At 44.5% G+C, this 22,989-nt stretch carries 23 protein-coding genes and 1 other annotated feature (1 of these 24 cut by a window edge); of the genes, 22 read left to right on the top strand and 1 reads right to left on the bottom strand.

The features are described 5' to 3' along the window. Nucleotides 1-37 precede the first annotated feature (37 nt). The 14 genes from gudD (at nt 38) to M1D90_RS20615 (ending at nt 15,263) form a co-directional block, all read left to right on the top strand. Nucleotides 38-1,405 carry a glucarate dehydratase gene (gene gudD / locus M1D90_RS20680; RefSeq protein ID WP_145624645.1) on the top strand — a complete coding sequence of 456 codons (1,368 nt, stop codon included), beginning with the start codon at nt 38-40 and terminating at the stop codon, nt 1,403-1,405. 106 nt (nt 1,406-1,511) lie between these two features. Beyond that, nucleotides 1,512-2,213: a FadR/GntR family transcriptional regulator gene (locus M1D90_RS20675; protein WP_154495802.1), complete on the top strand. Its 702-nt coding sequence runs from the start codon at nt 1,512-1,514 to the stop codon at nt 2,211-2,213. Nucleotides 2,214-2,301: 88 nt separating this feature from the next. Continuing rightward, nucleotides 2,302-3,828 (top strand): galactarate dehydratase, encoded by a 1,527-nt coding sequence (gene garD / locus M1D90_RS20670; protein WP_033155080.1) that lies wholly within the window; start codon nt 2,302-2,304, stop codon nt 3,826-3,828. Between the two features lie 311 nt (nt 3,829-4,139). Continuing rightward, complete coding sequence (locus tag M1D90_RS20665) at nt 4,140-4,850, top strand: hypothetical protein (protein WP_020450001.1); 711 nt, start codon at nt 4,140-4,142, stop codon at nt 4,848-4,850. A gap of 1 nt (nt 4,851) precedes the next feature. After that, nucleotides 4,852-6,774, top strand: a complete 1,923-nt coding sequence (locus M1D90_RS20660) for a DUF6792 domain-containing protein (protein ID WP_145624646.1) — start codon at nt 4,852-4,854, stop codon at nt 6,772-6,774. Between the two features lie 15 nt (nt 6,775-6,789). Beyond that, nucleotides 6,790-7,143, top strand: coding sequence for a hypothetical protein (locus M1D90_RS20655; protein ID WP_020450003.1), 354 nt, complete (start codon nt 6,790-6,792; stop codon nt 7,141-7,143). A gap of 252 nt (nt 7,144-7,395) precedes the next feature. Further along, nucleotides 7,396-8,073, top strand: a complete 678-nt coding sequence (locus M1D90_RS20650) for a response regulator transcription factor (RefSeq protein ID WP_095292866.1) — start codon at nt 7,396-7,398, stop codon at nt 8,071-8,073. A gap of 1 nt (nt 8,074) precedes the next feature. Continuing rightward, on the top strand, nt 8,075-9,010 hold the full coding sequence (locus M1D90_RS20645; RefSeq protein ID WP_039073145.1) for a HAMP domain-containing histidine kinase: 936 nt from the start codon (nt 8,075-8,077) through the stop codon (nt 9,008-9,010). A gap of 94 nt (nt 9,011-9,104) precedes the next feature. After that, on the top strand, nt 9,105-10,028 hold the full coding sequence (locus M1D90_RS20640; RefSeq protein WP_095292799.1) for an ABC transporter ATP-binding protein: 924 nt from the start codon (nt 9,105-9,107) through the stop codon (nt 10,026-10,028). A gap of 14 nt (nt 10,029-10,042) precedes the next feature. Then, on the top strand, nt 10,043-10,726 hold the full coding sequence (locus M1D90_RS20635) for an ABC transporter permease (RefSeq protein WP_026580469.1): 684 nt from the start codon (nt 10,043-10,045) through the stop codon (nt 10,724-10,726). Nucleotides 10,727-10,741: 15 nt separating this feature from the next. Then, nucleotides 10,742-11,440 (top strand): ABC transporter permease, encoded by a 699-nt coding sequence (locus tag M1D90_RS20630; RefSeq protein WP_020450008.1) that lies wholly within the window; start codon nt 10,742-10,744, stop codon nt 11,438-11,440. A 96-nt stretch (nt 11,441-11,536) separates the two neighbouring features. After that, on the top strand, nt 11,537-12,610 hold the full coding sequence (locus tag M1D90_RS20625) for a DUF3900 domain-containing protein (RefSeq protein WP_020450009.1): 1,074 nt from the start codon (nt 11,537-11,539) through the stop codon (nt 12,608-12,610). A 150-nt stretch (nt 12,611-12,760) separates the two neighbouring features. Continuing rightward, nucleotides 12,761-13,933: a DUF4885 domain-containing protein gene (locus M1D90_RS20620; RefSeq protein ID WP_145929794.1), complete on the top strand. Its 1,173-nt coding sequence runs from the start codon at nt 12,761-12,763 to the stop codon at nt 13,931-13,933. A gap of 418 nt (nt 13,934-14,351) precedes the next feature. Continuing rightward, a complete protein-coding gene (locus M1D90_RS20615) occupies nt 14,352-15,263 on the top strand; it encodes a macrolide 2'-phosphotransferase (RefSeq protein ID WP_035337346.1) in 912 nt (303 codons plus the stop codon). Between the two features lie 34 nt (nt 15,264-15,297). Here M1D90_RS20615 and M1D90_RS20610 read toward each other — a convergent pair whose 3' ends face one another. Further along, a complete protein-coding gene (locus M1D90_RS20610) occupies nt 15,298-15,717 on the bottom strand; it encodes a MarR family winged helix-turn-helix transcriptional regulator (protein ID WP_020450012.1) in 420 nt (139 codons plus the stop codon). A gap of 277 nt (nt 15,718-15,994) precedes the next feature. Here M1D90_RS20610 and M1D90_RS20605 point away from each other — a divergent pair, with 277 nt between their 5' ends. The 8 genes from M1D90_RS20605 to M1D90_RS20570 all read left to right on the top strand — a co-directional run bounded on the left by M1D90_RS20605 (nt 15,995) and on the right by M1D90_RS20570 (nt 22,791). Then, a complete protein-coding gene (locus M1D90_RS20605; protein ID WP_020450013.1) occupies nt 15,995-17,506 on the top strand; it encodes a class I adenylate-forming enzyme family protein in 1,512 nt (503 codons plus the stop codon). Nucleotides 17,507-17,613: 107 nt separating this feature from the next. Next, entirely contained in the window at nt 17,614-18,828 is a 1,215-nt protein-coding gene (locus M1D90_RS20600) for a serpin family protein (RefSeq protein ID WP_023857768.1), read from the top strand. A gap of 111 nt (nt 18,829-18,939) precedes the next feature. Next, on the top strand, nt 18,940-19,767 hold the full coding sequence (locus M1D90_RS20595) for a PPC domain-containing protein (RefSeq protein WP_214485231.1): 828 nt from the start codon (nt 18,940-18,942) through the stop codon (nt 19,765-19,767). A gap of 63 nt (nt 19,768-19,830) precedes the next feature. Next, nucleotides 19,831-20,658, top strand: a complete 828-nt coding sequence (locus M1D90_RS20590) for a DUF4885 family protein (protein ID WP_039073150.1) — start codon at nt 19,831-19,833, stop codon at nt 20,656-20,658. 118 nt (nt 20,659-20,776) lie between these two features. After that, a complete protein-coding gene (locus M1D90_RS20585) occupies nt 20,777-21,529 on the top strand; it encodes a MerR family transcriptional regulator (protein WP_020450017.1) in 753 nt (250 codons plus the stop codon). A gap of 211 nt (nt 21,530-21,740) precedes the next feature. After that, complete coding sequence (locus M1D90_RS20580) at nt 21,741-21,920, top strand: hypothetical protein (protein ID WP_023857771.1); 180 nt, start codon at nt 21,741-21,743, stop codon at nt 21,918-21,920. 15 nt (nt 21,921-21,935) lie between these two features. Next, nucleotides 21,936-22,283 (top strand): PadR family transcriptional regulator, encoded by a 348-nt coding sequence (locus tag M1D90_RS20575; RefSeq protein ID WP_023857772.1) that lies wholly within the window; start codon nt 21,936-21,938, stop codon nt 22,281-22,283. Beyond that, complete coding sequence (locus M1D90_RS20570; RefSeq protein ID WP_020450019.1) at nt 22,276-22,791, top strand: DUF2812 domain-containing protein; 516 nt, start codon at nt 22,276-22,278, stop codon at nt 22,789-22,791. The genes M1D90_RS20575 and M1D90_RS20570 overlap by 8 nt, the downstream gene beginning before the upstream one ends. 58 nt (nt 22,792-22,849) lie before the next feature. Continuing rightward, nucleotides 22,850-22,989, top strand: a binding site (T-box leader); it runs 119 nt beyond the window's last position.

The raw sequence follows: 22,989 nt of genomic DNA, 5'->3' as shown, positions 1-22,989 counted from the left end.
AATGTAAGCGCTTTAATAAGAGGGAGGCTAAATCGATATGAATACAAACATTCATCAGCATGTAAAAGAGGAGAAAGCATCGCAAACACCGTCAATTGCTGATATGAAGGTCATACCCGTGGCAGGGCGCGACAGTATGCTTTTGAATTTAAGCGGAGCTCACGGCCCCTTTTTCACACGGAATATCGTAATTTTAAAAGATTCATCAGGCGCTCTCGGTGTCGGCGAAGTTCCGGGCGGCGAACGGATCCGCCAGACGCTGGAGCAGGCGAAGCCGCTTGTCATCGGTCAGCCGCTCGGCGCTGTTCAATCGATTTTGCAGTCTGTCAGGCGTCGTTTTAAAGACCGGGATGCCGGAGGACGCGGGGTGCAGACCTTTGACCAGCGGACGACAATACACGCAGTGACCGCATTGGAAGCGGCTTTGCTCGATTTGCTCGGGAAATTTCTCGGCGTCCCTGTAGCGTCGCTCTTGGGGGAAGGCCAGCAGCGGGAAAAAGTGAAGATGCTCGGCTATTTGTTTTACATCGGCGACCGAAAGCGCACAACGCTTCCCTATATTAGTGAGCAAGAGGCAAGTGACGATTGGTTCCGCCTCCGCCGCGAAGAAGCGTTGACACCCGGGGCGATCGTCCGTCTTGCTGAAGCAGCTCAAGAACGATACGGTTTTCAAGATTTTAAATTAAAAGGCGGCGTCCTTTCGGGAGAAGAAGAAATCGAGGCGGCATCCGCTTTGGCAAAACGGTTTCCCGAGGCGAGAATCACCCTTGACCCGAATGGCGCGTGGTCATTGGAAGAAGCGATTGCGCTTTGTAAGGGAAAACGGGATGTGCTCGCCTACGCGGAAGACCCTTGCGGAGCGGAAGCCGGATACTCGGGTCGGGAAATCATGGCCGAATTCCGCCGTGCGACAAGCATTCCGACAGCGACGAATATGATTGCGACAGACTGGCGGCAAATGGGGCACGCGATACAACTGCACGCTGTTGATATACCGCTGGCAGATCCGCATTTCTGGACGATGCAGGGATCTGTCCGCGTTGCCCAAATGTGCCATGAATGGGGGCTGACGTGGGGTTCTCACTCCAATAACCATTTTGACGTCTCATTGGCCATGTTCACCCACGTTGCCGCAGCAGCTCCCGGCGACATCACGGCGATTGATACGCATTGGATTTGGCAGGATGGACAGCGTCTGACAAAACAGCCTTTTTCAATTGCTGACGGATATGTCCAAGTTCCTGATCAGCCGGGGCTCGGCATTGAAATCGACATGGAACAGGTGGAAAAAGCAAATGAACGGTATGAGAAAATGAAAGCAGGCGAGCGGAATGATGCCGTTGCCATGCAGTTTTTGATTGAAAATTGGCGTTTCGACCCTAAACGTCCTTGTCTTGTTCGTTAATTGCGGAAACAGCGGTTTGAGAGGCCCCTAGCCGACATTGTCATACGCGATATTTTGTCTTACAATATGAACAACTGAAAGGGGGCCCACAGTCGTGGAAGAAGATATGGAAACATTGCAGGTCGAATCAGTCAATCGCAAGACATTGGCGAAACAGGTTGTAGAACGAATCGTCCATTTATTATCAAGCGGCCAATTGAAACCGGGGGACAAACTGCCGACGGAGATCGAGCTCATGGAAAAACTGAATGTGAGCAGACCCGTTCTCCGCGAAGCTTTAATATCACTCGAAACGCTCGGAATTATTAAAAGAAAAACCCGGGACGGCACGTATTTTAATGATAAAATTGGCATCCAGCCGTTTTCTGTCATGCTAGCTTTGGCGGTTGATAATTTGCCGGCCATTATTGAAGCGAGGATGGCGCTGGAACTCGGGCTTGTCACGATCGCCGCAGAAAAGATCAATGACAGTCAGCTGGAAAGGCTGCAGGAAACGATCGATATCATTGCAAACAGCACGGATAATCATTATGGAGAAGCAGATAAAGAATTTCACCGGATTATCGCTTTGAGTGCGAACAACCCGGTGCTTGAGGGCATGATTCAATCACTCTTGATCACACACGCCAAAATCGACAGCCAGATTCCATACAGGGAAAGGGACCGGACTGTCGAATATCATACGAATATTTTGAAAGCCCTTCAACAAAGGGACCCATATCAAGCCTATCACCATATGTATGAGCACTTAAAATTTGTACGTGACAAAATACTGAATGGTCTTCGTGATGAAAAAAACAATCATTAAGTTGTTTGACAGCGCTTTCTAACATGTGCCGCAGCGGGAGAAGGGCTGTGGAAAGGCGCTGATCGAAAAGGGGAGTTGATCAATACTTATGCTTGTCAATCAAACTGAAACCCCGCTGTACATTAAGGTGAACGAAAAAGACAATACCGCAATCATCGTCAATGCCGGCGGACTGCCGAAAGGGACGGTGTTTCCTTGCGGGCTTAAACTGCAGGAACGGATACCTCAAGGTCATAAAGTGGCTTTAACAAACATTACACAGGGCGGAGCCGTTATTCGCTACGGTGAGGTTATCGGCTATGCCGTCAAACCAATCGAAAAAGGTGGGGGGATTTCCGAGTCGCATATCATGCTTCCGGAAGCTCCGCCGCTCGATGAACTGCCCATCGCCAACAAAGTTCCAAAACCCGCTCCCCCTCTTGAAGGGTACACATTTGAAGGATACCGGAATGAAGACGGGAGCGTCGGCACGAGAAACGTGCTTGGCATTATGACAAGCGTGCAATGCGTCGCAGGCGTTCTCGATTACGCGGTTAAACGAATTAAAGAGGAACTGCTTCCAAAATATCCGAACGTTGACGGTGTCGCTGCATTAAATCATCAGTACGGCTGCGGTGTGGCGATTAATGCACCGGAAGCCAAAATCCCGATCCGAACGATTCAAAATATCGCCAGACACCCTAATTTCGGCGGGGAAGCGATGGTGATCGGACTCGGCTGCGAGAAGCTCCTTCCGACGAGGATAGAGCCGGAAGGAGACGCTGAAAACATTCTTTCATTGCAGGAACGGCGAGGGTTTGAGCAAATGATACAATCGATTATGGAAATGGCCGAAGAGCGCTTAAAAAGGCTGAATGAACGGAAGCGGACAACATGTCCCGCTTCAGACCTGGTGATTGGCCTTCAGTGCGGTGGCAGCGACGCTTTCTCAGGAGTGACCGCAAACCCCGCGGCGGGATATGCGGCCGACTTACTCGTCCGGGCAGGGGCCACGGTTTTATTTTCGGAAGTCACCGAAGTCCGCGATGCCGTTCATCTCTTAACACCGCGCGCTGTCAATGAAGAAGTCGGCCGCGCCCTGATTCGGGAAATGGCTTGGTATGACCGCTATCTGGAAAGAGGCGAATCAGACCGAAGCGCCAATCCGTCGCCAGGGAACAAAAGGGGCGGGCTGGCAAACGTGGTTGAGAAATCGCTCGGCTCGATCGCGAAATCGGGAAGCAGCCCGATCAATGCCGTACTCGCGCCAGGTGAAAGGGCTGTACAGAAGGGACTCACTTTTGCAGCGACACCTGCAAGCGATTTTGTATGCGGCACCCTGCAACTGGCTTCGGGCATGCATTTGCAAGTATTTACAACCGGAAGAGGAACGCCGTACGGCCTTGAAATGGCTCCGGTTATGAAAGTGGCAACCCGGCAGTCATTATCAGAAGATTGGCGCGATTTAATCGACGTTAACGCCGGACGGATCGCAACAGGTGAAGCTTCAATAGAAGAAGTCGGCTGGGAAATTTTCAGGACGATCCTTAACGTCGCAAGCGGAAGGAAAACATGGGCGGAACATTGGGGACTCTCCAATGACTTGTGTTTGTTCAACCCCGCGCCTGTGACTTGATCGAAAAGCACCTTGATAAGGTGCTTTTTTAATTGTGAACTCGTTTTTAACAAGAAGTATAAAGTGGTTCTTTTTTCATATTTCCTCTTTGGTAAACTAAACCGCAGTACCTTTCGGAATCTTGGCGCATCAACCATACTGCCTGTTTTTTCAGAGGGCCGGCATACGATTTGCAGGGTGGTGATTCTTATTTCCTATTTATCTAATTTATTCCATGTTGTAACATAAAAAAGTATCATTTTCAAGCATGTCATTCGCATTAAAATGAAGTGCTTGCAGCTTAACTTAAAAGCCCTTGGAGGTTTAATAAAATGAAAAAGATGATGATATTGTGTTTTTCTATAATACTAATCTTTACAGGAGGATGCAGTATGAACGACAGCCAAAACGGCAAGAACGGCAATCAAGAAGAAGCGGTCAAGCCGAAAGATATGGACCCGAAAGACCTCCCGCAGGTTCCGGCGTTCCAGGATGAGAAAACAAGAGAATACATGGCATCAACAAAGGAAGTCGAGCCGGGCTATTATTTGCTTGAGTCTAAACTGAAAGGGTTTACGATGTTGTTTCCGGAGGATGGGAAATATGATGACAATTTATCCTCTCTCGGAAAAGATGAAGAGATAATCTCTTTTTATAGCTACGATGAAAAAACGAATGTTTCTCTTAATGCTTCTGTAGAATATTACCTAAATCAATCTTTCATCAATAATCCAAATGAAATGTTAGAACAAGTGAGGGAGGAAAATGGATATAAAGGACAATTTGAAAAGTTCCAGGAAAAAGATAAGGATATTTATTTTGCGTATATGAAAACTGTTCACGACGATACAAATCAAAAAAATAATGAGACTCATTCCTATATTGGTTATATAAATAAACAGAATTATGTTGGTATACAATTTACATTTGACTTTACTTGTCTAAAAAGTTCTAAACCTTGTTCACTTGATGTTGATTCTGCTGAAAAGAAAGCTAAGAAGTTAGTTAAATCCATCGTATTTTTAACTGGTAAGGAGAAATAGGATGGCAACTAAAAATATATTTGAAAATGAAAATGTGAAACTTCGTATAATAAACCTGGAATACAGCTATAAAAATAGGTTTGCTTCAAATAATCCAAATGAAGTGAAAAAAGCTAAAGATAATTTCGAGGCAGATGTTCGCAGAATTTATAAAGAGGAAACAAATCATGAACTTAAAGAAAATATTGAGATTTTTACGTCAAAAGAAATTCTAGAACATAGTAAGGATAAAACAATCAGTCAATCAGGCTATGATGGAACAGCTATTCATCTAAAGGATAAGACAAAACATATCGATCAGCTCCACATTATTTCCGAGGGCAGCGCCGATAATGAAGATTGGAAATATAATTTCTTTGGATTGTTTTTGGGAATGGATAACAGACAATATAAGGCTACAAGGGAGTTTTCAAGGGCCTCCAAGAGAAAGGTCGGTAACTCTAAAGAGTTAAAAACTTATGCTATGGGCCATTCTCTCGCAAACAATAACCAAGTTTTAGTGCAGTTAGTTAATGGTGAATTTGATGAGGTTTATGGTGTAAATGGGGCCCAAATAAGTGTAGATCACTTATTGTTGATTGATAAGAAAATGGCAAGGGAACTAAGAAAGAAGTATCAAGTAAACGATTTATCAACAATCCCAAAAGACAGACTCAAAAAAGCCATCATCAAATACTACAACGACAAAGGCGTCACAGCCAACATCACCCAGCGCATTTCCAGTAACGATCCGCTCTACGGTGTCAGCGGGAAGGCTGATTTTATTACGTTCGGCGATGTGAAGATGACGAACACACACCCGGATATAAAAGGATTCCGAAGTGTCATTGATCATATTCCTGATGAAGATGTGAGCAAACTGAAAGGGTACTTTCAAAAATATGCTGCTGATTATCGAAAGGGCGGCATTCAGGGTTTTGCTATGGAAGCAATCGGCGTAGATATGGATTTTTTAAACGGAATAATGAATGAAGAGGGTACAGCTCAGCAAATAGCATATTGCTTGAAACATCCGGCCCGCCTCTTGAATATGGTGGGTGCACTTGATAAAAAGCTGCCAGAGTTTAAAGTATTTTTTGCGAAAGTCAAGGCCTACAGCGGCCCTGTTCTCAATCAGCTTGAAGCAAACGGTTATATTGATGAAGCGAAAAAAAAGACCATTCAAAAAGACGTTGCCGAAGTAGAGCGACTGACAGGAAGGCTTGACGTTTTATATGAAAAGATCAAATTTCTTGTCGACTGGAAGACTGTCATATTTACTCTAAATAATAGACAACTCTCTCAATCACTAATGAAAAATTTAATCGAATTTTATTCAACTTATAAAGCATTGGAAGAAGCCTTAGGCAAACTGGATCAAGACACAAAAGACCTTCTCAATCTTATTGGCGAAGGCCACAGCATCACCCCGCTTCTAAACGCCCTATCCAAAAAGAAAGGCATCAGCTACAAAGGAGGAGACATCTATTTTTCTAAGAAAGGCAAGGACGGAAAAGAGATAAAGGTCAATCTGTCATCTGCCATCAGGATTTACCAGGCGGGGATGGCTGCCATTTCAAAGATTGAGGCTGAAATTGAACGCTACCAACGTGTTTTCCACCATGAAATCCACGATCATTTCGCAATTAAAAAATCTGAGTTGACAAAAGCCATTCATGACATGGAAGCCAATCCTTCCCGCTACCAATTCGACATTCAGTTCAAGCTCGCCTCAGGCTTCGCCGGATCAAACGGAAAGCTGAATAAAATCGTCGTCCACGACTCGTACCACACGGCCCCGCTTCCTCAGTGCGACGGCGTCGTCAGCGAATTAAAAAAACAAACCTCCAGCAAAAAGAAATTTGTAAAAAGCATTCGCGCCAGCATTGAAAAATTGTTCGATGAAGATGAGCAAATTTCGGCGCTGTTTGATTTTAAGGCATAGGGGAGGGGGATTAAGATGGTAAAACCGTTATTGGAGGAAACTGAAACAGTTTCAGCGACATATATGTTTTTAAGCAGTATTTCAGCAAAGGATAAAGCGGCCCGGCTGAACGCGCCGCTGAAAAGCGTTTTAAAAGAACTGAAAGAATTTGATAAAGTGCTAAAAAGCGAAATCGAAGGGCAAAAAGGTATGATGATCACGAAAATTAAAGAAGAATTAGATCACAAAAGTGAAAACCGCAAAACCGTCATCACCCGGATGAAATCAGACAACGAGCAGTTTGCAAACAGTTATCATGACATGATTGAAACTTTGCGGAAGCAAAACGTAACACTTTACTATAAAAAGAATAAGCCCCTTGATCAATAAAAGATGACCCCTGACATCAGAGGTCATTTTTTTGTTCCAATGACTTGTGTTTGTACAACCCCGCGCCTGTGACTTGATCCGTGTTAGTGGGAAAGTAGATTGGTATCCGTCAATAGATCCGGAAGCTACAAGAGGATTCAACTAGAAATATAAATAATTTTTGTAAAAAACACACGTTTTTCAATTACAATGAGTGTAATTGCACGTGTGTTTTTATGTTGAAAAGGATAGGTGAACAAGATGCAGCGCATATTGCTTATTGAAGATGATCATTCGATCAGTGAAATGGTCGATCATTATTTAACAAAAGAAGGGTTTGAGGTCGTGCTTGCTTTTGACGGAGAAGAGGGCGTTCGCTTGTTTCAGCAGGGCAATTATGATGTGATTCTGCTCGACATCATGCTTCCTAAACTGAACGGGATGGATTTTCTGAAATTGATCCGTGAACAGAGCAAGGTCCCGGTTTTAATGATTTCTGCAAAAGACGGGGATGTCGATAAAGCGCTGGGGCTGGGTTTTGGTGCGGATGATTATATTGCCAAGCCGTTTTCGATGATCGAACTGACCGCAAGAATAAAAGCCGCCATTCGGCGCGCAACGCAGTATTCCGCCAGTGAGCCGGCAAATCAAAAACTACGTATTCACAAGCTTACGATTGATATAGAAAATGTATCCGTACAAAAAAATGGTGAACCGCTTCAGCTGACATCAACGGAATGGAAGATGCTGACCTTGTTTGTGACAAACCCTAAAAAAGTATTCACTAAAGAACAAATCTATCGTTCGGTTTGGAATGAGGATTATTTTGGCGATCAAAATATTATTAACGTCCATATGAGGCGCTTGAGGGAAAAGATAGAGGATGATCCTTCCTCTCCGCAATATATTAAAACACTTTGGGGCATCGGTTATAAATTAGGAGAGTTTTAGCATGATAATGTTATGGATTGGCATGCTGATGATTTTGGCTTCTCTCAATATCGTTCAATATAAAATGAAAAAACAGCGGGACCAAAACTTGAAGTACATCACGGAAAAGCTCAGTATGATGCTAAATGAGCAGGCGGCTGATCAAATTTTATTAGGAACGGATGATAAAGTACTGCGGGATCTGCTCGTGCAAATGAACCTGTTTGTTGAGGAGCGTCAACGCATAACAGCCCGCTTTGCAAAAACGGAGCAGTCAATGAAACGAATGCTGACCAATATGTCCCATGATCTGAAAACCCCGCTGACTGTTGTGCTCGGATATATCGAGGCGATTCAAAATGACTCGGATATGGCGGAAGAAGAGCGTGAAAGGCTGCTGGAAAAACTTTATCAAAAAACAGGAGAAATCATTCAGCTGATGAATTCTTTCTTCGACTTGGCCAAACTCGAATCAGAAGATAAGCAAATACTGCTCACGAAAATACATATCAACGAAATATGCAGAAAAAACATTCTCCAACACTATGATGCCGTTCAGGCAAAAGGTTTTAAAGCTGTCATCGACATCCCGGATACCCCGGTTTATGCACATGGAAATGAAGAAGCGCTTGACCGGGTTCTGCAAAACCTTTTATCAAATGCGATTCAATATGGTGCAGATGGAAAGCTGATCGGATTGTCCCTTACATATGATGACACGCAGATTGTTATTACGGTTTGGGACCGTGGGAAAGGGATTGGCGAGTATGATCAGCAGCGGGTGTTCGAAAGGCTGTACACCCTTGAGGAATCGAGAAATAAAGCGTTCCAGGGAAGCGGGCTCGGCTTAACAATTACAAAAAGGCTCATTGAGAAAATGGGAGGGGGCATCTCTCTCCAAAGCAAGCCGTATGAACGGACAGCGTTTTCCATCACGCTAAAACGAATGACCTATTAGCAAACGTAAGAATTTCTTAAGAAACAAGAAATAAAAAAGACAGCGTCCATCGCTACAATAGACACATAGCAAAGACAGGAAAGGGGAAACAGAGTTGACTTACATCGTACAAACAAGCGGGCTTACCAAGACATTCAAAGGTCAAGAAGTTGTGTCAAATGTAAGCATGCATATACGAAAGGGAGAAATATACGGTTTTCTCGGCCCGAACGGAGCCGGGAAAACGACCGTCATGAAGATGCTGACGAGCCTCGTAAAACCGACAAGCGGGGAAATCAATATTCTCGGGCATAAGCTGACAAATCAATCATACGAGATTCTCGGCAAAATAGGCAGCATGATCGAATACCCGATTTTTTATGAAAATCTGACAGCCAATGAAAATTTAAATCTGCACTGTGAGTATATGGGATATCACAATAAAGCCAAGATTCAGGAAGTGCTGGACATGGTGAATTTAAAAAATATCGACAGCAAACCTGTCAAAACATTCTCGCTTGGTATGAAGCAGCGTCTTGGAATCGCGCGTGCCATTCTTACCAAACCCGACTTGCTCATCTTAGATGAACCGATTAATGGCCTTGATCCCATCGGGATTAAAGAAATCAGAAACTTATTTCAAGTATTGAGCAAAGAATATGGAATGACATTGCTCATCTCAAGCCATATCCTGAACGAAGTAGAGCAGATTGCAGATACAATCGGAGTGATTCGGGACGGCAGGCTTGTTGAAGAAGTATCGATGGAAAGCGTAAGAGGCCGGAACACAGAGTACATTGAACTCGTGACCCCGAATCAATTGCGGGCTTGCTTTGTGCTTGAACATGAGCTTCAGATTGCTAATTTTAAAATACTAAATGATAAAACGATCCGAATTTATGATGCCGAAGCTTCTCAAACAGCCATTTCTAAAGCTCTGATTTTGAATGATATAGAAATTGAGTCCATGAATAAAAAGCATACTTCGCTTGAGGACTACTTCCTCAGCTTAATCAACGGCAATGCGGCCAGCGCATAAGGAGGCGGAGACACTTGCTGAATTTATTGAAAATCGAAATGAAAAAGATGAAGCTTGGCTGGTATGTACGCGGAGCCGCCTTTGCCAATTTCATCATCCTCGGTTTTCTGTGGATGGTGACCTTCACAGAAGGCAAGGATACGTTCCAAACGATTGATGAAACATTTCTTGTGATCGGCACTTTCGTCAGAGCGGTTTTTATCATTTTCGGAGCCGTGCTGATTTCAAAATTAATCATTTCAGAGTTTAAAAACAAGACAATACTTGTGATGTTTACGTACCCGATCAACCGAAAAAAACTGCTGGCTGCTAAACTGCTGATCGCAGCCGGGCTGACTTTCATTACGATATTGATATCAAATGCATGCGTTGCCGCTGCTTTTTTTCTGCTGAATTCAATCTATGGGGTCATCCCCGGCGAATTAACAGCTTCTATGGTTTCTCAGCAGGCTCTGAAAATGATCGTTTTTGCTTTTGGCGCCGCAGGAACGAGTTTAGTGCCCATCTTTTTCGGAATGCGGAAGCACTCCGCTGCGGCAACGATCATTTCGTCTGTCGTGATCAGCATGTTGATCAGTTCCACAAGCCCGGACTTTTCCATTTCTTCAATTGTTTATATTCCTTTATCTCTGGCCGCTGTCGGTCTGATTTTTTCCTTTTTGGCAGTAAGGCGGATCGAAAAAATAGATGTATTTTAACGGAGTTGAAGTTCAATGCTGAATTTAATTAAATTGGAGTTTAAAAAAACGAAACTAGGGTGGTATTACAAAGGTGCAGTGATTGCAAATCTATGTATACTCGGTTTTTTATGCCTGATCGGATCGGAGGAAAAAAATCTTACTCAAGACCAAATGGCGATGGCTGACGCGGGATCCACGCTGTTGCTTCTCGGAACTTTTGTAAGGTCTGTGTTTATTGTCTTTGCAGGCGTGCTGATTGCCAAACTGATCATCGGAGAGTATAAAAACAGAACCATCACGGTCATGTTTACATATCCGGTCAGCCGAAAAAAACTGATCGCCGCAAAACTGCTGCTCACCGGCGGATTGACCTTCTTGACAATGATCGTGTCCGAACTGATTCTTGCGTTTATTTTCTCGCAGCTCAATGATGTCTATCAGTTCAGCCCGGAAAAACTGACGCTGCAAGCCATTGGAAATGAGATTGGCAGTATGCTCATTTACGCTGCTTCTTCGACAGGGTTGAGTTTTATTCCATTATACTTTGGGATGCGCAAACAATCCGTTCCTGCCACTATTGTGACATCCTGCATTTTGATTGCGCTGATCGGTCAGCAAAGTCCTGGATTTTCAATTGCTTCTATTATTTATATTCCTGTTTCATTGGCTGTAATCGGGATTGTTATTGCGTTTTGGTCGATCCGAAAAATTGACCGGGAAGATGTATTATAATGGATCAATTATATAGTGAAGGTGCAAATTGACGGATTCCAGGCATTTACCTATACTTGAAGAACTGAAACAACAAGGAAAACGGGTGAACATGTCATGGAATTTGAAATTCGCTATATTTCTTTTTACGTCATTCAGGTCGACGGCAAGGATGAGCAGGCCAACAAGCAATATAAACATTTTCAGACGCTGGATACAGAGGAATTTGAAACCAGCGAACTGAAGGATTTCTTAGACGGGGAATTGAAAAAAATCGTGAAGCGGAAAGCCGAACGCCATCCGAAATCAGAGCAGGTGCCGACGAAAATCGGCCGCTTCATCACAGAGCCGGGGCATGAGCTTGATTCTAATCCGAACTACAATCTGTTTCACAAAACAAAACTGGCGGAGACAAAGGAAGAATTCAATGAGCTGAGCGAACAGTTCGTCCGCACATACCTCGACACGAGCGCCGTCAGGGGAGGCGTTTTTTTGGTGGCGACAGCCGTACCGCGCAAATACTTCGATGATACATTTGTCTTTGTCATGAAGTGCGACTTTGAACCGAAGGTCGCTTCGATCGCCGATGAATCATCGCTGATCCGCAAGGTCGAAATGGCGATCACGACGAAAAACATGAAATCGATCCAGTATCCGCACATGCCTGAAGAGGGCATGACAGAGGAAAGCGAAGTGAAAATCCACCAGGCCTCGCACGCCCGCTACTTTGAAGACTTCTTAAAATTCGTCGAGTACGGGGAGTCGATGCCGGAAATCATGAAGTCCCAAGTGATGAACATGGTGCAGGAGCATGTGTACGAAGCATTTGAAGACAAAAGCGAAGAACTCCAGCAGTTTGAACATGATCTCGAAATCTGGGAAGCGAGCGAAAAGCGGGAGATTCAGGAACGCCTCGACACCCATCAAGTCATCGAAGCCTCCGCCCAGATCGTTGAGCATATGCCTGAGGCAGAGCTGAAAATGAAGCTGGGAGCAACCGAGATTAAAGGACTGCTGGCTGAATTCGGAGATTCGATCCACCTTGCCAAGGTAAACGGGCGCTATGTCGCGCTGATAGAAGCCGAGACGATTTCCTTTGAAAAGGGCAGTTCTCCGGTGGAATTTTATAAACCTGAGGGACTGCACGAGGTGATTGAGCGGATACGGAATAAAAGTGACAGGGAAGATTAGAAATAAGGAATGGCATCCGTTTTTTCGGATGCCTTTTGATTTTTCATCCAAATTGATGAGGGTGCTATGTAAATTACTGTTTAATAAGGTTAATATAAACATAATCAAGCCGATATAGGGATTATAGAAACAATTGAGGAGAGGTACCCAATGCGTCTCAATCGTCAATACATCCGTACACAGCTGATGATTCAGAATATGTTGAAAAGGAATGCGGCTGATCCAACTGTAAAAAATGTCTCTTCCGATATCACTGCCTTTGCGAAGAAGGCCAGCAGTCAAGCGGGAAGACCATCGAAGGAAAGTTTGAGTAAGCTGAACTACTCAAAGGACAGTATTGTGAATCATGCCGAAGCTTTCAGGCGGGCATACGAAGCAGCAAATGATCAAACTGTGGAAGAAACGAAGATCAATGCCCAAAACCCCTATGAGTCAGAAAGTGATATCAGGAAAAAAATCTTAGATGAAAAATACAGCAAAATCAATGCAATGAACAAAACGAAACCTGATCCTTTAGGCTATATTAAGGATAAATACAAAAATTCCAATTCCCCTTATTTCAGAAATGACCTGTCGGCAGCAGAAAGACAAGCTGCATATGACAATGAAACTGAGTGGCTGTTCAAAGGAAAAGCGCAAAACTATAATATGCAGGATGCCGCGTTTCGAAATGTGAATTTTAATGGGGAAGTAGAGGCGGAGAATGAGAAAATATATCAGCGCAGCCAAGTCAACAAACAGCTTCAAGCGCTGCTGGATCAATATCATATTGCCATTCCTGCGGATACGGCGCTCACCTTTACAATTTCCCCGATTGATTATCAAGTAAAAGTGAGCGGAACAGATGATGAGCAGCTCATCCATCAACTTGAACATATATTGCAATCAGGAGAAAACAGCAAACAGTTATTTCTGCATATCATGAAAAGCTTGAGCAGCGATTCAGCCCAATATTCCAAAGAAGCGCAGCAAAAATATCACACGGTTCGCGAGATATATGAGGTGACAGGCTATCACCTGAAGGACTTGGAAGTGGTTGATGGCCGATATGTAACACCTGACGGCCGTGATTTGTTAGATGTGTATAAAGAAGAGCTGGAGAAGGACCCTGTCCAAAAGAAAACGGCTCATTTCGCAATCGCTCATTATGGAGCAGAGCTGAACAGACTTGCAGAAGCCGGATATGATTCTGTTCCGGATTTTATCTTATCTATTGACTACAGCAACGGATCTTTGCGGGATACAGGGCAAAAGAAAAGCTATGGAACCGGGGATACGGCTTGGCTAAGAGAATTAAAGCGCCGAACGGGTGTTAATTATTAGTTAGGCAGGAACATATGGGTTTCCTCTATCAGGTTGATTTTCTTAATAATTGAATTTTGCGTTGCGGGTCACCCTGCCACCTGTTAAAATAAGGATAACTTTAAAGAACGGAGGGATTTCCCAAATGGCATACATCAGATTCCGATTGAACTTTGTCCTCGCTAACTAAATCGTGAACAAAGTCTCTGCCTGTGTGCAGGGTAATCGGGATCAGTCTGCCTGTTTTTAGGGGACCCTTTATGCAATAACAGAGGGAGAGGCGCGGATTCCAGCGCCTCTTTTTTTGCCTTTAAAAATAGCTTATCTGAAGCTTGCCTTCAGTTTATTTGTCATATCTTTTTCCGTTTACTTTCCAGCGCAGGCAGACGACCTGTGCTTTTTTTTTATTAAAAACCTTCAGTAAAGGGGAAAATCGTATATGACAATTGTAAATGAACAAATTGAACAAATATTAAAACTTGCGGAAAAACACGGCCTTCGGCTGAAACGAAAGCATGCGGAAATCAACGAGTCCGGCATGGATTTTCAAGTCGTCTTTGCCGAAGATGAAGCAGGCAAGAGATGGGTCTTGAGAAAACCGCGGCGCGACGATGTGATTGAAAGAGCAGTGTATGAAGGGAAAGTGCTGAAGCTGCTGCAAAACCATCTTCCCGCCGCTGTGCCGGATTGGCGCATTCATACTCCCGAACTGATTGCATATCCGGAGCTTCCGGGGGTTCCTGCCGCGGTCATTGACATGGAGGTGAAGAATTACGTATGGAACATGGATCATGAGCCTCCGGCTGAAGCCTTTGTCAAGTCATTGGCGAAAACGCTCGCGCTATTGCACAGCATTGATCATAAAGCCGCAGAAGAAGCGGGCATGCATGTGATGAATCCGGATGGCGTCAGGCGGTCAAAAGCAGAGCAGATGGAACAGATCAAAAGAGAGCTCGGGGTCAGCGGCGAGCTCTGGGATAGATGGCAAAAGTGGCTGTCCGACGACTCGTATTGGCCTGAACATACTGCGTTTATCCACGGCGACTTGCATCCCCCGCATATTTTAATTGACCAGCATCAGAGCATAACTGGGCTGTTGGATTGGACGGAAGCGAAAATCGCCGACCCGGCAAAAGACTTTCTTTTATACGAGACGATTTTAGGAGAAGCCGAAACCGCCCGGCTCATCTCTTATTATGAAAAAGAAGGGGGCCGGGTCTGGCCGCGGATGAAAGAGCATATTACAGAATTGCAGGCCGCCTACGGCATCGAAATCGGCATGTTCGCCCTGCAGACAAAACAAGAAGAGCACTTGAAGATGGCGCTGGACGCGCTTGGGGTCAGACAATAAAAAAAGGGCTGTCGATTTCGATCGACGGCCCGTTTCACATCATAATTTTTTCAATTATAGCAAAAAAAACCTTTTTTTCTTCCTCTGACAATTTGCCGAAGAGCTTGTCGATCAAGGCTTGGCGGTTTTCCACCATTTGTGCGGCGATCCTCGTTCCTTCTTGCGACAGTTCGATCCAGACGGTGCGCCGGTCATCGTTATTTCTCGATCTGATCACAAAGCCCTCTTTCTCCAAATGGTTCAGAGCTGTTGTCGTTGCTGATGGAGACAGGGCGACCTCCTGTAAAATCTCCTTTATCGTACATGTTCCGTGTCTGTAAATGATACGCAAAATAAACCCTTTGCCGCTCGTGATACTTTTCGGAATCGTTTCTTCGTCCAATTTCTTTGAAGACCGCAAATATTTCGTGAAAGCATGATCCAATAGATTCGCTTCAATCCGATGGTGATTCATGAAGGTTTCCTCATTTCCGACATCGTGTAGTAGATCAGCAATTTTATGCTGGTCAAACAAACATAGGTCTATTTTATCATAAGCGAATGCTCCGCAAAAAACGATTTTATGAATTTTAACATGAGTCATTTAATTTCTTTTGTTATCAATTCATAAAGATAATAATTCTATTATGAAATAGTTTTACAATGGATATATTTTGTTTTAGAATGAATTTGTGCGTCACATAATCTCACCAGGTTTTGTGAGAAACAATGAAAATTTGGAGATGAAAATTTTGAGTACACTTCAGCAATTAATCAATCATCATATGGAAACGTCAGATGGGTTGGAAGCATTGTCCGGAGGAGATCGAACGTTTACGTTCAAAGCGTATCATCAACGGGTGAACCAGCTGGCTCATTATCTGCTGGAGGAGGGTGTTCAAAAAGGAGACCACATCGCGGTTTTATGTAAAAATAATCATCATTTTCCCGTCATTTTGCTGGCGTCTCTTAAAATCGGGGCGACAGTCGTGCCGTTAAGCTGGCAGCTGACATCGTATGAATTAAAAGGAATCTTGAATAACTGCCGGCCGAAGGTGATGTTTTATGACTTGGAATTTGCCGATATACTAACGCCGCTCCGCGAACAGCTTCAGTTCTGCCTGATGATTGAAGCGGGTGCGGGAATGAACACGACTGAACAGTTTGAGAGCCTATTTAAAAACAGGCCGCTGGAGGTGGAGGCCGACCAGGTGACCGAGCATGATTTGGCTTTAATGCTGTTCACCTCGGGCACGACCGGAAATCCGAAAGGCTGTATGGTCAACCACGGCAGTCTGGCCGCATACTTGACAGAGGTGAACGTGAAATCGAAACAGCTGAAAGGCATGCGCTTTTTAGCGAGCCATCCGCTTTATCATATGAGCTCGCTCAACCATGTTTTTCAGGCGGCTTTTGAAGGAATTGGGCTTCATTTCTTATGGGACCCCGAACCGTTTGAAATCCTGCAGGAGATCGAGAAGAAACACATTCATATGATGATGGCGTTTCCTTCCGTCTACACTTACATGCTGGAGGAAATGAAAAGACATCCATTCGACCTGTCGTCTGTGAAAATGCTTGTCTCCGGCGGCACCAAGGTGCCGGCGCGGCTGATTAAGGAGTACAATGACATGGGAATCCTGATGGTGCAGGGGTATGGCAGCACAGAAGCATGGACGGTTAGCGTATGGCGGCCTGACATGGGCTGGGATAAAGTCAATTCAGCCGGCAAGCCGATTCCGCAAGTCAGCATAAAAATCGAAGACCCTGATACACATGAAGAGCTGCCAAGGGGCGAAGTCGGAGAAGTCGTCGTCAAAAGCCCGTATGTTTTTGAAGGGTATTACCAAAATCCTTCCGCCACGCAAAAGGTGCTGAAAGACGGCTGGTTTTATATGGGGGACTCCGGCAAACTTGATGAAGACGGATTTTTATATATTACCGGCCGGTATAAAGACGTCATTGTCTACGGAGGCGACAACATTTATCCTGACCAGGTGGAGGAGATCATCGATCAAGTGCCCGGAGTCGTCGAATCGGCCGTCATCGGCGTCCCGGATGAAATGTACGGGGAAGTTCCGAGGGCGTATGTGGTGAAAAACGAAAGCTCCGGCCTTAAGAAGGAGGACATTATCGCGTATTGCAAAGAGCGCCTGTCCGACTATAAAATTCCTGAAATCGTTTTTACCGACAGCCTTCCGAAAAACAGGCTCGGCAAAATCGTCAAAAAAGATTTGCGCGAACTGGCTGTTAAAGGACAGTGAGCGCAGTAACAGAAAGCTTATCCAGCATTGGATAAGCTTTTTTTGCTGCCGTTTTTTGTAACGTTTTCCAATGCTAAACCCACTACAACAGTAGGAGGTGTTGACAATTGAAATCGAAATGGAGTGCGATGGTGATATGGACCGGTCTTTTATTGTTGGCCGGATGCGGAGTGCACAAGGAGGCCGATCCCCCGCCCGTCAGATCCGCGCAAAAAACGGACGCCTCGTTATCTGAAGCTGAACAGCGGTTTGCGCTCGCATTGTTTCAAGACATGATAAAAGAGGAAGGAAGCCGGAAAAACATCTTCCTCTCGCCTTACAGTATTCACCAGGCACTTGTGATGACGGCAAACGGTGCCGCGGGAGACAGCAGAAAGGAACTGCTCGGCACTTTAAACCTCAACCAGACGGATATGACATCGATCAACAGGATGTCACAATCTGTGAATCGTTCGCTAGAAACGCTGCCTCACGGCGAATTTTCATCGGCCAATTCGATATGGTCCAAAAGGGAGCTGAAAGAAAGCTTTCAAGACGCGATCAAAGGCCTTGGCGACGCCTATCAGCTTCATGATGATCCAAATCGGGCAGCAGAAGAAATCAACGGCTGGGTCAAAAAGAAAACGAAAGACCGCATTGATCAGATCGTTGACAAGGTCTCGTCGAATACGATTGCCTACATCATTAATGCCGTCTATTTTAGAGAAAGCTGGAAGCATCCATTTGATCCTCACATGACAGCGGAACAGCCATTTTATTCTGCGGACGGCTCCGCAAAAAAACACCCCATGATGACGCAGACAAACCGCTTTCCTTATCTGGAAAACAAACATTTTCAAGCCGTCAAGCTTCCTTTTCAAGACGAAGGTCTGTCATTGGCTGTTTTTCTGCCGAAAAAAGCGGCAAATCTTGAACAGCTTCTAGCTGGCATGACGTATGATCAATGGCGCGCCTTGCATAAGGGCTGGACGATGAAACAGGTGGAGCTCAAGCTGCCGCGCTTCTCATTTCAAACAGACTACATGTTAAATGAACCGCTTAAACGGCTTGGAATGAAAACCGTGTTTAGCAGCGCGGATTTTTCAAATATGTTTGCCGGAGAAGGCGCCGCTCAAATTGATAAAGTCAGACATAAAACATTTATCAAAGTAGATGAAGCGGGTACCGAAGCATCCGCGGCAACGGCGGTTGAGATCATCGAATCAGCTCCCGTCCCTGAAGTGACGATGACTGCAGACCACCCGTTTTATTTCGCGATTGTTGATGAAACATCCGGAATGAACCTTTTTGTGGGCAGTGTGGCAGAGCCGTCGGATGAGTAAACTTGGAAAAATTCTATTATTTTATAAAATATTCATTAAACTTCCAATTCAATTACCGATATAAGGAAGGGAGTTCCTTTATGGTGATGAATAAACGGGAGGCAATGACAAATGAAAAAAAGTTTGTTTCTTTTCGTGTTCAGTGTGTTTTTGATGGCGATTCCAGCATTTTCGGCTTCGGCAAATGTTTACGAAGATGAGTATGAACCCAACAATTCTTTCGCTGAGGCTTATGATTTAGGATTGTGGAAATACAAGACGATTTCGGCGACGATTCACAGCGAAAGCGATAAAGATTATTACAAATTTTACGCGACAAAGGGAGAACAGCTTGCCATTCACCTAAAGAACATCCCAGCAAATACAGACTATGATCTTTACTTATTTAAAGATGCTTACGGCTATCCTGCAGTAGGATCTTCTGAAAGAACGGGAAACCAAAATGAAATCATCCGCTTGGATGTTCCGGAGACAGGCCGGTACATTGCGGTCGTCACGTCTAAAGACGGTTCATATGACGGTTGGGGATTTTACAGACTTGAATTTATCGACAGAATGAAGAGCGGTGCTTATACGGCGAATTTGTCTCCATCATCCATCTCAAGCCCGGGACAGGGAGTCGTTTCTCCGGTTGCCGCCGTCAATCTTGCCAATGTCTCGGCCATTCCCGAAGGAGCGACTGTGAAAAGCGTTTCCGCCGAGGGAACCATTTCTCCGAGCCTCGGACACACCTACAGGGAAGTTCTGAACAAGGAAGAAGGCGTTTGGCACACATCGGTTTCCGGCGGCACACTGTTTCCGGATCTAAAGCCTGAACTTGCGCTTCCGGTCAAAACGATATGGAATGTGAGATACTATTCGCTCGCTTGGAGCAGTTCAACATGGAGATCGCCGCAGCTGAAGATCAATTATCAATATGATTCAACATACGGCTGGTAAACAGATCCAAATTCCGTCCGATATAAAAAGTAATCGAATGTAATTGGCATGAAAGGAGCTCCCATGAATATTAGAGACAGGGTAAAACTTTCGCTTTATTCCGAGCAGCTGATGAAGCCTGCCGCCGCGGAGATGCCGGCTAAGACTACAGGTTCCAAGAGAATGGTCGGCAGCCAAACAGACACCCTCTCCATCAGCAAACAGGCTGAAGCGGCTCAAAAAAATGCACCGTCATTACGATCACAAATGAACGGCGTTCAATTTGAGATCTATAATCTTTATGTGGACAGGCAGCGTTTGAACAGCCAGATCGATGAGACGCTGCGCGAGAGCGGAATTTCTCTTTCCGAGAGTGAACATCTGACATTGCATGTAGACGGAAATAACCGGATTATAGTTGAAGGCATCGAAGATGAACAAAAAAGAACCCGGATCGAAGCCGTTTTAAATAACAGTGATAAACGGTTTGGCGCCCGTCTGTTGAGCCATGCGGAATTGATCGGTGAACAAAATGGAACGCCGCTGGATAAAGAAGCTTATGAAAAATGGCATGTGAATGAGTTTTTGAAAACGATTGCCGGTCTGTCTTTGGCTGATGTCAGTTTGGATGAAAAAGGAGAGCTTGAAGGCGGAAATGAGAGGCTCATCAGAGTGATTGACTCTGCCAAAGACCCGAAAAGCGACTTGGAGAAGAGCTTTCAAAACATGCTGAAGAAGCTGAAGAATGTTCTGGCGAAAGGGCCGGACACCATTGCGGACAGATCGGCTTCTTTCGGATATGCCGGCGGAACGCTCATCGATCTCAATGTATCAAAAGGATTCTCCGCGGGCCAGCTGAACGAGTGGCTGGATGATCCGTTTCTTAAAGAAGTCTTGCTGAACAATTCTTAAAAGACCTGGCGAAGCAATTTTGCCGGGTTTTTTGTTTGTATAAAAAAAATTTCAAATTTCGCATTGACCCTCACGTTGCGGGATACTTTATAGTCGATATTGAAGGGAGGTCAGATAAATGAAAATGAAAGTAAAGGAAGTGGCCGACTTAGTCGGCATCAGTGTGCGCACACTGCATCATTATGATGAAATCGGATTATTAGCTCCGTCGGAGACGACCGAAGCCGGGTATCGGCTGTATTCAGATGACGATCTGGAAAAGCTGCAGCAAATCCTGTTTTTCAGAGAGCTTGACTTCCCTTTAAAAAAGATTAAAAGCATTCTTGAGAACCCTTCATTTGACAGGAATGAGGCGCTTCAGCTCCATCGCAAAGCGCTGCTGGAGAAAAGAAGCCGGCTTGACCAAATGATTGCGACAATCGATAAAACGATCCAATTCGCGAAAGGAGAAATCAACATGACAAACGAGGAAAAATTCGCGGGATTTGATTTCAGTCAAAACCCGTATGAGGAAGAAGCGCGGGAACGCTGGGGCGATGAAGCCGTCGACAGATCGAAGGCCTATATCGAATCCATGCCCGAAGGTGAACGGAAAAAGATGGAACAGCAATATGATGCCATTTACAGAAAAATCGCCGCCCTCAGAAAAGGCGCCTCAGACTCAGAGGAAGCACAGGCGGCTATAAAGGAATGGTACGACTTTCTGAACAATAACACCGGCCACAGCTATTCGCTCGAAGCTTTCAAAGGTCTGGGACAAATGTATGTCGCTGACGAGCGCTTTACGAAAAACATTGATCAATACGGCGCCGGCTTGGCAAAGTTCATGTGCGACGCCATGACGGTGTTTGCTGACAGGAATAAGGAATAATCGCTGGAAACCGCCTGATAAGGTCGTGAAATGACCTTTTAGGCGGTTTTTTTAATTTTAATGTGAGCTATTCCTTTTGGGCAATAGCCTGTGCTCACTTATTTGATTTGCAGGGTAAATGCTGTGTTTGATTTGTGTCGAATCTTCTAATATGTTATTATATCGTCAGTCGATATATCGTAAGGCGATGTAAAATAAGGAGGCGAATGATTTGAATACACACTTTACCGGGATGTTATTTGTTTTGAGCGGAATTTTTTTATTAAATTTAGCGATTTTATCAGGAATAAACGGTGTATGGTGGGGACTAGCTCTTGGCGGCAGCATCATTTTCAATCTAATAGGTGTTGTACTGCTCATGAGATATATAAATGAAAAACGCCATACTTAAAATGAGGTGCGAAAAGTGAAGAAAAAAACGGCGGAAAGCTATTTACCGCTTACGCAGGCTACGTATTACATATTATTGTCATTAACTCAACCATTACATGGCTACGGCATTATGCAAAGGGTTGAGAGCATGAGTGAGGGTGAGGTCAAACTAGGGCCTGGCACTCTTTATGGTGCACTAAGCAAACTCGAAAAGCAGGGGCTGATTAGAAAGGAAGGCGAATCCGGCGATAATCGGCGAAAGCAGTATATTTTAACGAATGAAGGATGGCAGGTGATTGAACTCGAATTTAAACGCCTATCCAAATTAGTGACGATCAGTCAATCTATTTTTCAAAAAGAGGGAGATACAAGTCATGAGTAAAAAAAGAAAGCGTAAATTCCGTTTTTTTCTTGCTTGGCAAGACCGGAAGGAGGAGAACTGGCTGAATGAAATGGCAAAACAGGGGTGGATGTTAAAGTCCTTCTTTTTATTTATCTATATATTTGAAAAGACAAAACCAAGCAATACAGTATATCGGCTCGACTATAAGACAACATCAAACCTGGATCAGGAAGAATATATTCATATATACGAGGATGCAGGCTGGAAGCATGTGACACAGTTTTTAAATTGGCATTACTTTGCGGCTGATCCCAGTCAAGTTCAAACAAATGCGATTTATACAGACCGCGAATCTGAAGCAGAAAAATATAATGGCTTACTAAAAGTGCTGTATGCTGCATTTGCCAGTGTATTTCTCAGCTTGGGACTACCGCTTCTCGTCATAGGCATCCCTGGATATTTTTATTGGATAGCAGCATTCAATCTCCTTGTTTTGTGTCTGTTGACCGTGTGTATATTAAAGGTTCGTAAAAAAACAAGAATTTAATGCTGATTGACACATGCTAATTTTCAGAGTAATATATTTTTTACAAATCATGTACGGTTAAACGATATTGAGGAAGAGCAAGTACGTGTCAGAGCATGGGTTTAAGAGAGTCGGTGGCTGGTGTGAACCGATGCCCTTCTGACGCCGAATGGGCTTCTGAATCGCTTCGCTGAAACGGACAGTAGGCGAAGCCGGGAT

The organism is Bacillus sp. JZ34 (assembly GCF_053903205.1).
The sequence above is the reverse complement of the archived record's forward strand: the minus strand, read 5'-3'. Positions and strand labels throughout refer to the sequence as shown.

Bases quoted from the DNA above. Each gene is read 5' to 3' on its own strand.
- gudD (WP_145624645.1), top strand. From the start codon at position 38: ATGAATACAAACATTCATCAGCATGTAAAAGAGGAGAAAGCATCGCAA.
- M1D90_RS20675 (WP_154495802.1), top strand. From the start codon at position 1,512: ATGGAAACATTGCAGGTCGAATCAGTCAATCGCAAGACATTGGCGAAA.
- garD (WP_033155080.1), top strand. From the start codon at position 2,302: ATGCTTGTCAATCAAACTGAAACCCCGCTGTACATTAAGGTGAACGAA.
- M1D90_RS20665 (WP_020450001.1), top strand. From the start codon at position 4,140: ATGAAAAAGATGATGATATTGTGTTTTTCTATAATACTAATCTTTACA.
- M1D90_RS20660 (WP_145624646.1), top strand. From the start codon at position 4,852: ATGGCAACTAAAAATATATTTGAAAATGAAAATGTGAAACTTCGTATA.
- M1D90_RS20655 (WP_020450003.1), top strand. From the start codon at position 6,790: ATGGTAAAACCGTTATTGGAGGAAACTGAAACAGTTTCAGCGACATAT.
- M1D90_RS20645 (WP_039073145.1), top strand. From the start codon at position 8,075: ATGATAATGTTATGGATTGGCATGCTGATGATTTTGGCTTCTCTCAAT.
- M1D90_RS20630 (WP_020450008.1), top strand. From the start codon at position 10,742: ATGCTGAATTTAATTAAATTGGAGTTTAAAAAAACGAAACTAGGGTGG.
- M1D90_RS20625 (WP_020450009.1), top strand. From the start codon at position 11,537: ATGGAATTTGAAATTCGCTATATTTCTTTTTACGTCATTCAGGTCGAC.
- M1D90_RS20620 (WP_145929794.1), top strand. From the start codon at position 12,761: ATGCGTCTCAATCGTCAATACATCCGTACACAGCTGATGATTCAGAAT.
- M1D90_RS20615 (WP_035337346.1), top strand. From the start codon at position 14,352: ATGACAATTGTAAATGAACAAATTGAACAAATATTAAAACTTGCGGAA.
- M1D90_RS20610 (WP_020450012.1), bottom strand. From the start codon at position 15,717: ATGAATCACCATCGGATTGAAGCGAATCTATTGGATCATGCTTTCACG.
- M1D90_RS20595 (WP_214485231.1), top strand. From the start codon at position 18,940: ATGAAAAAAAGTTTGTTTCTTTTCGTGTTCAGTGTGTTTTTGATGGCG.
- M1D90_RS20590 (WP_039073150.1), top strand. From the start codon at position 19,831: ATGAATATTAGAGACAGGGTAAAACTTTCGCTTTATTCCGAGCAGCTG.
- M1D90_RS20585 (WP_020450017.1), top strand. From the start codon at position 20,777: ATGAAAATGAAAGTAAAGGAAGTGGCCGACTTAGTCGGCATCAGTGTG.
- M1D90_RS20570 (WP_020450019.1), top strand. From the start codon at position 22,276: ATGAGTAAAAAAAGAAAGCGTAAATTCCGTTTTTTTCTTGCTTGGCAA.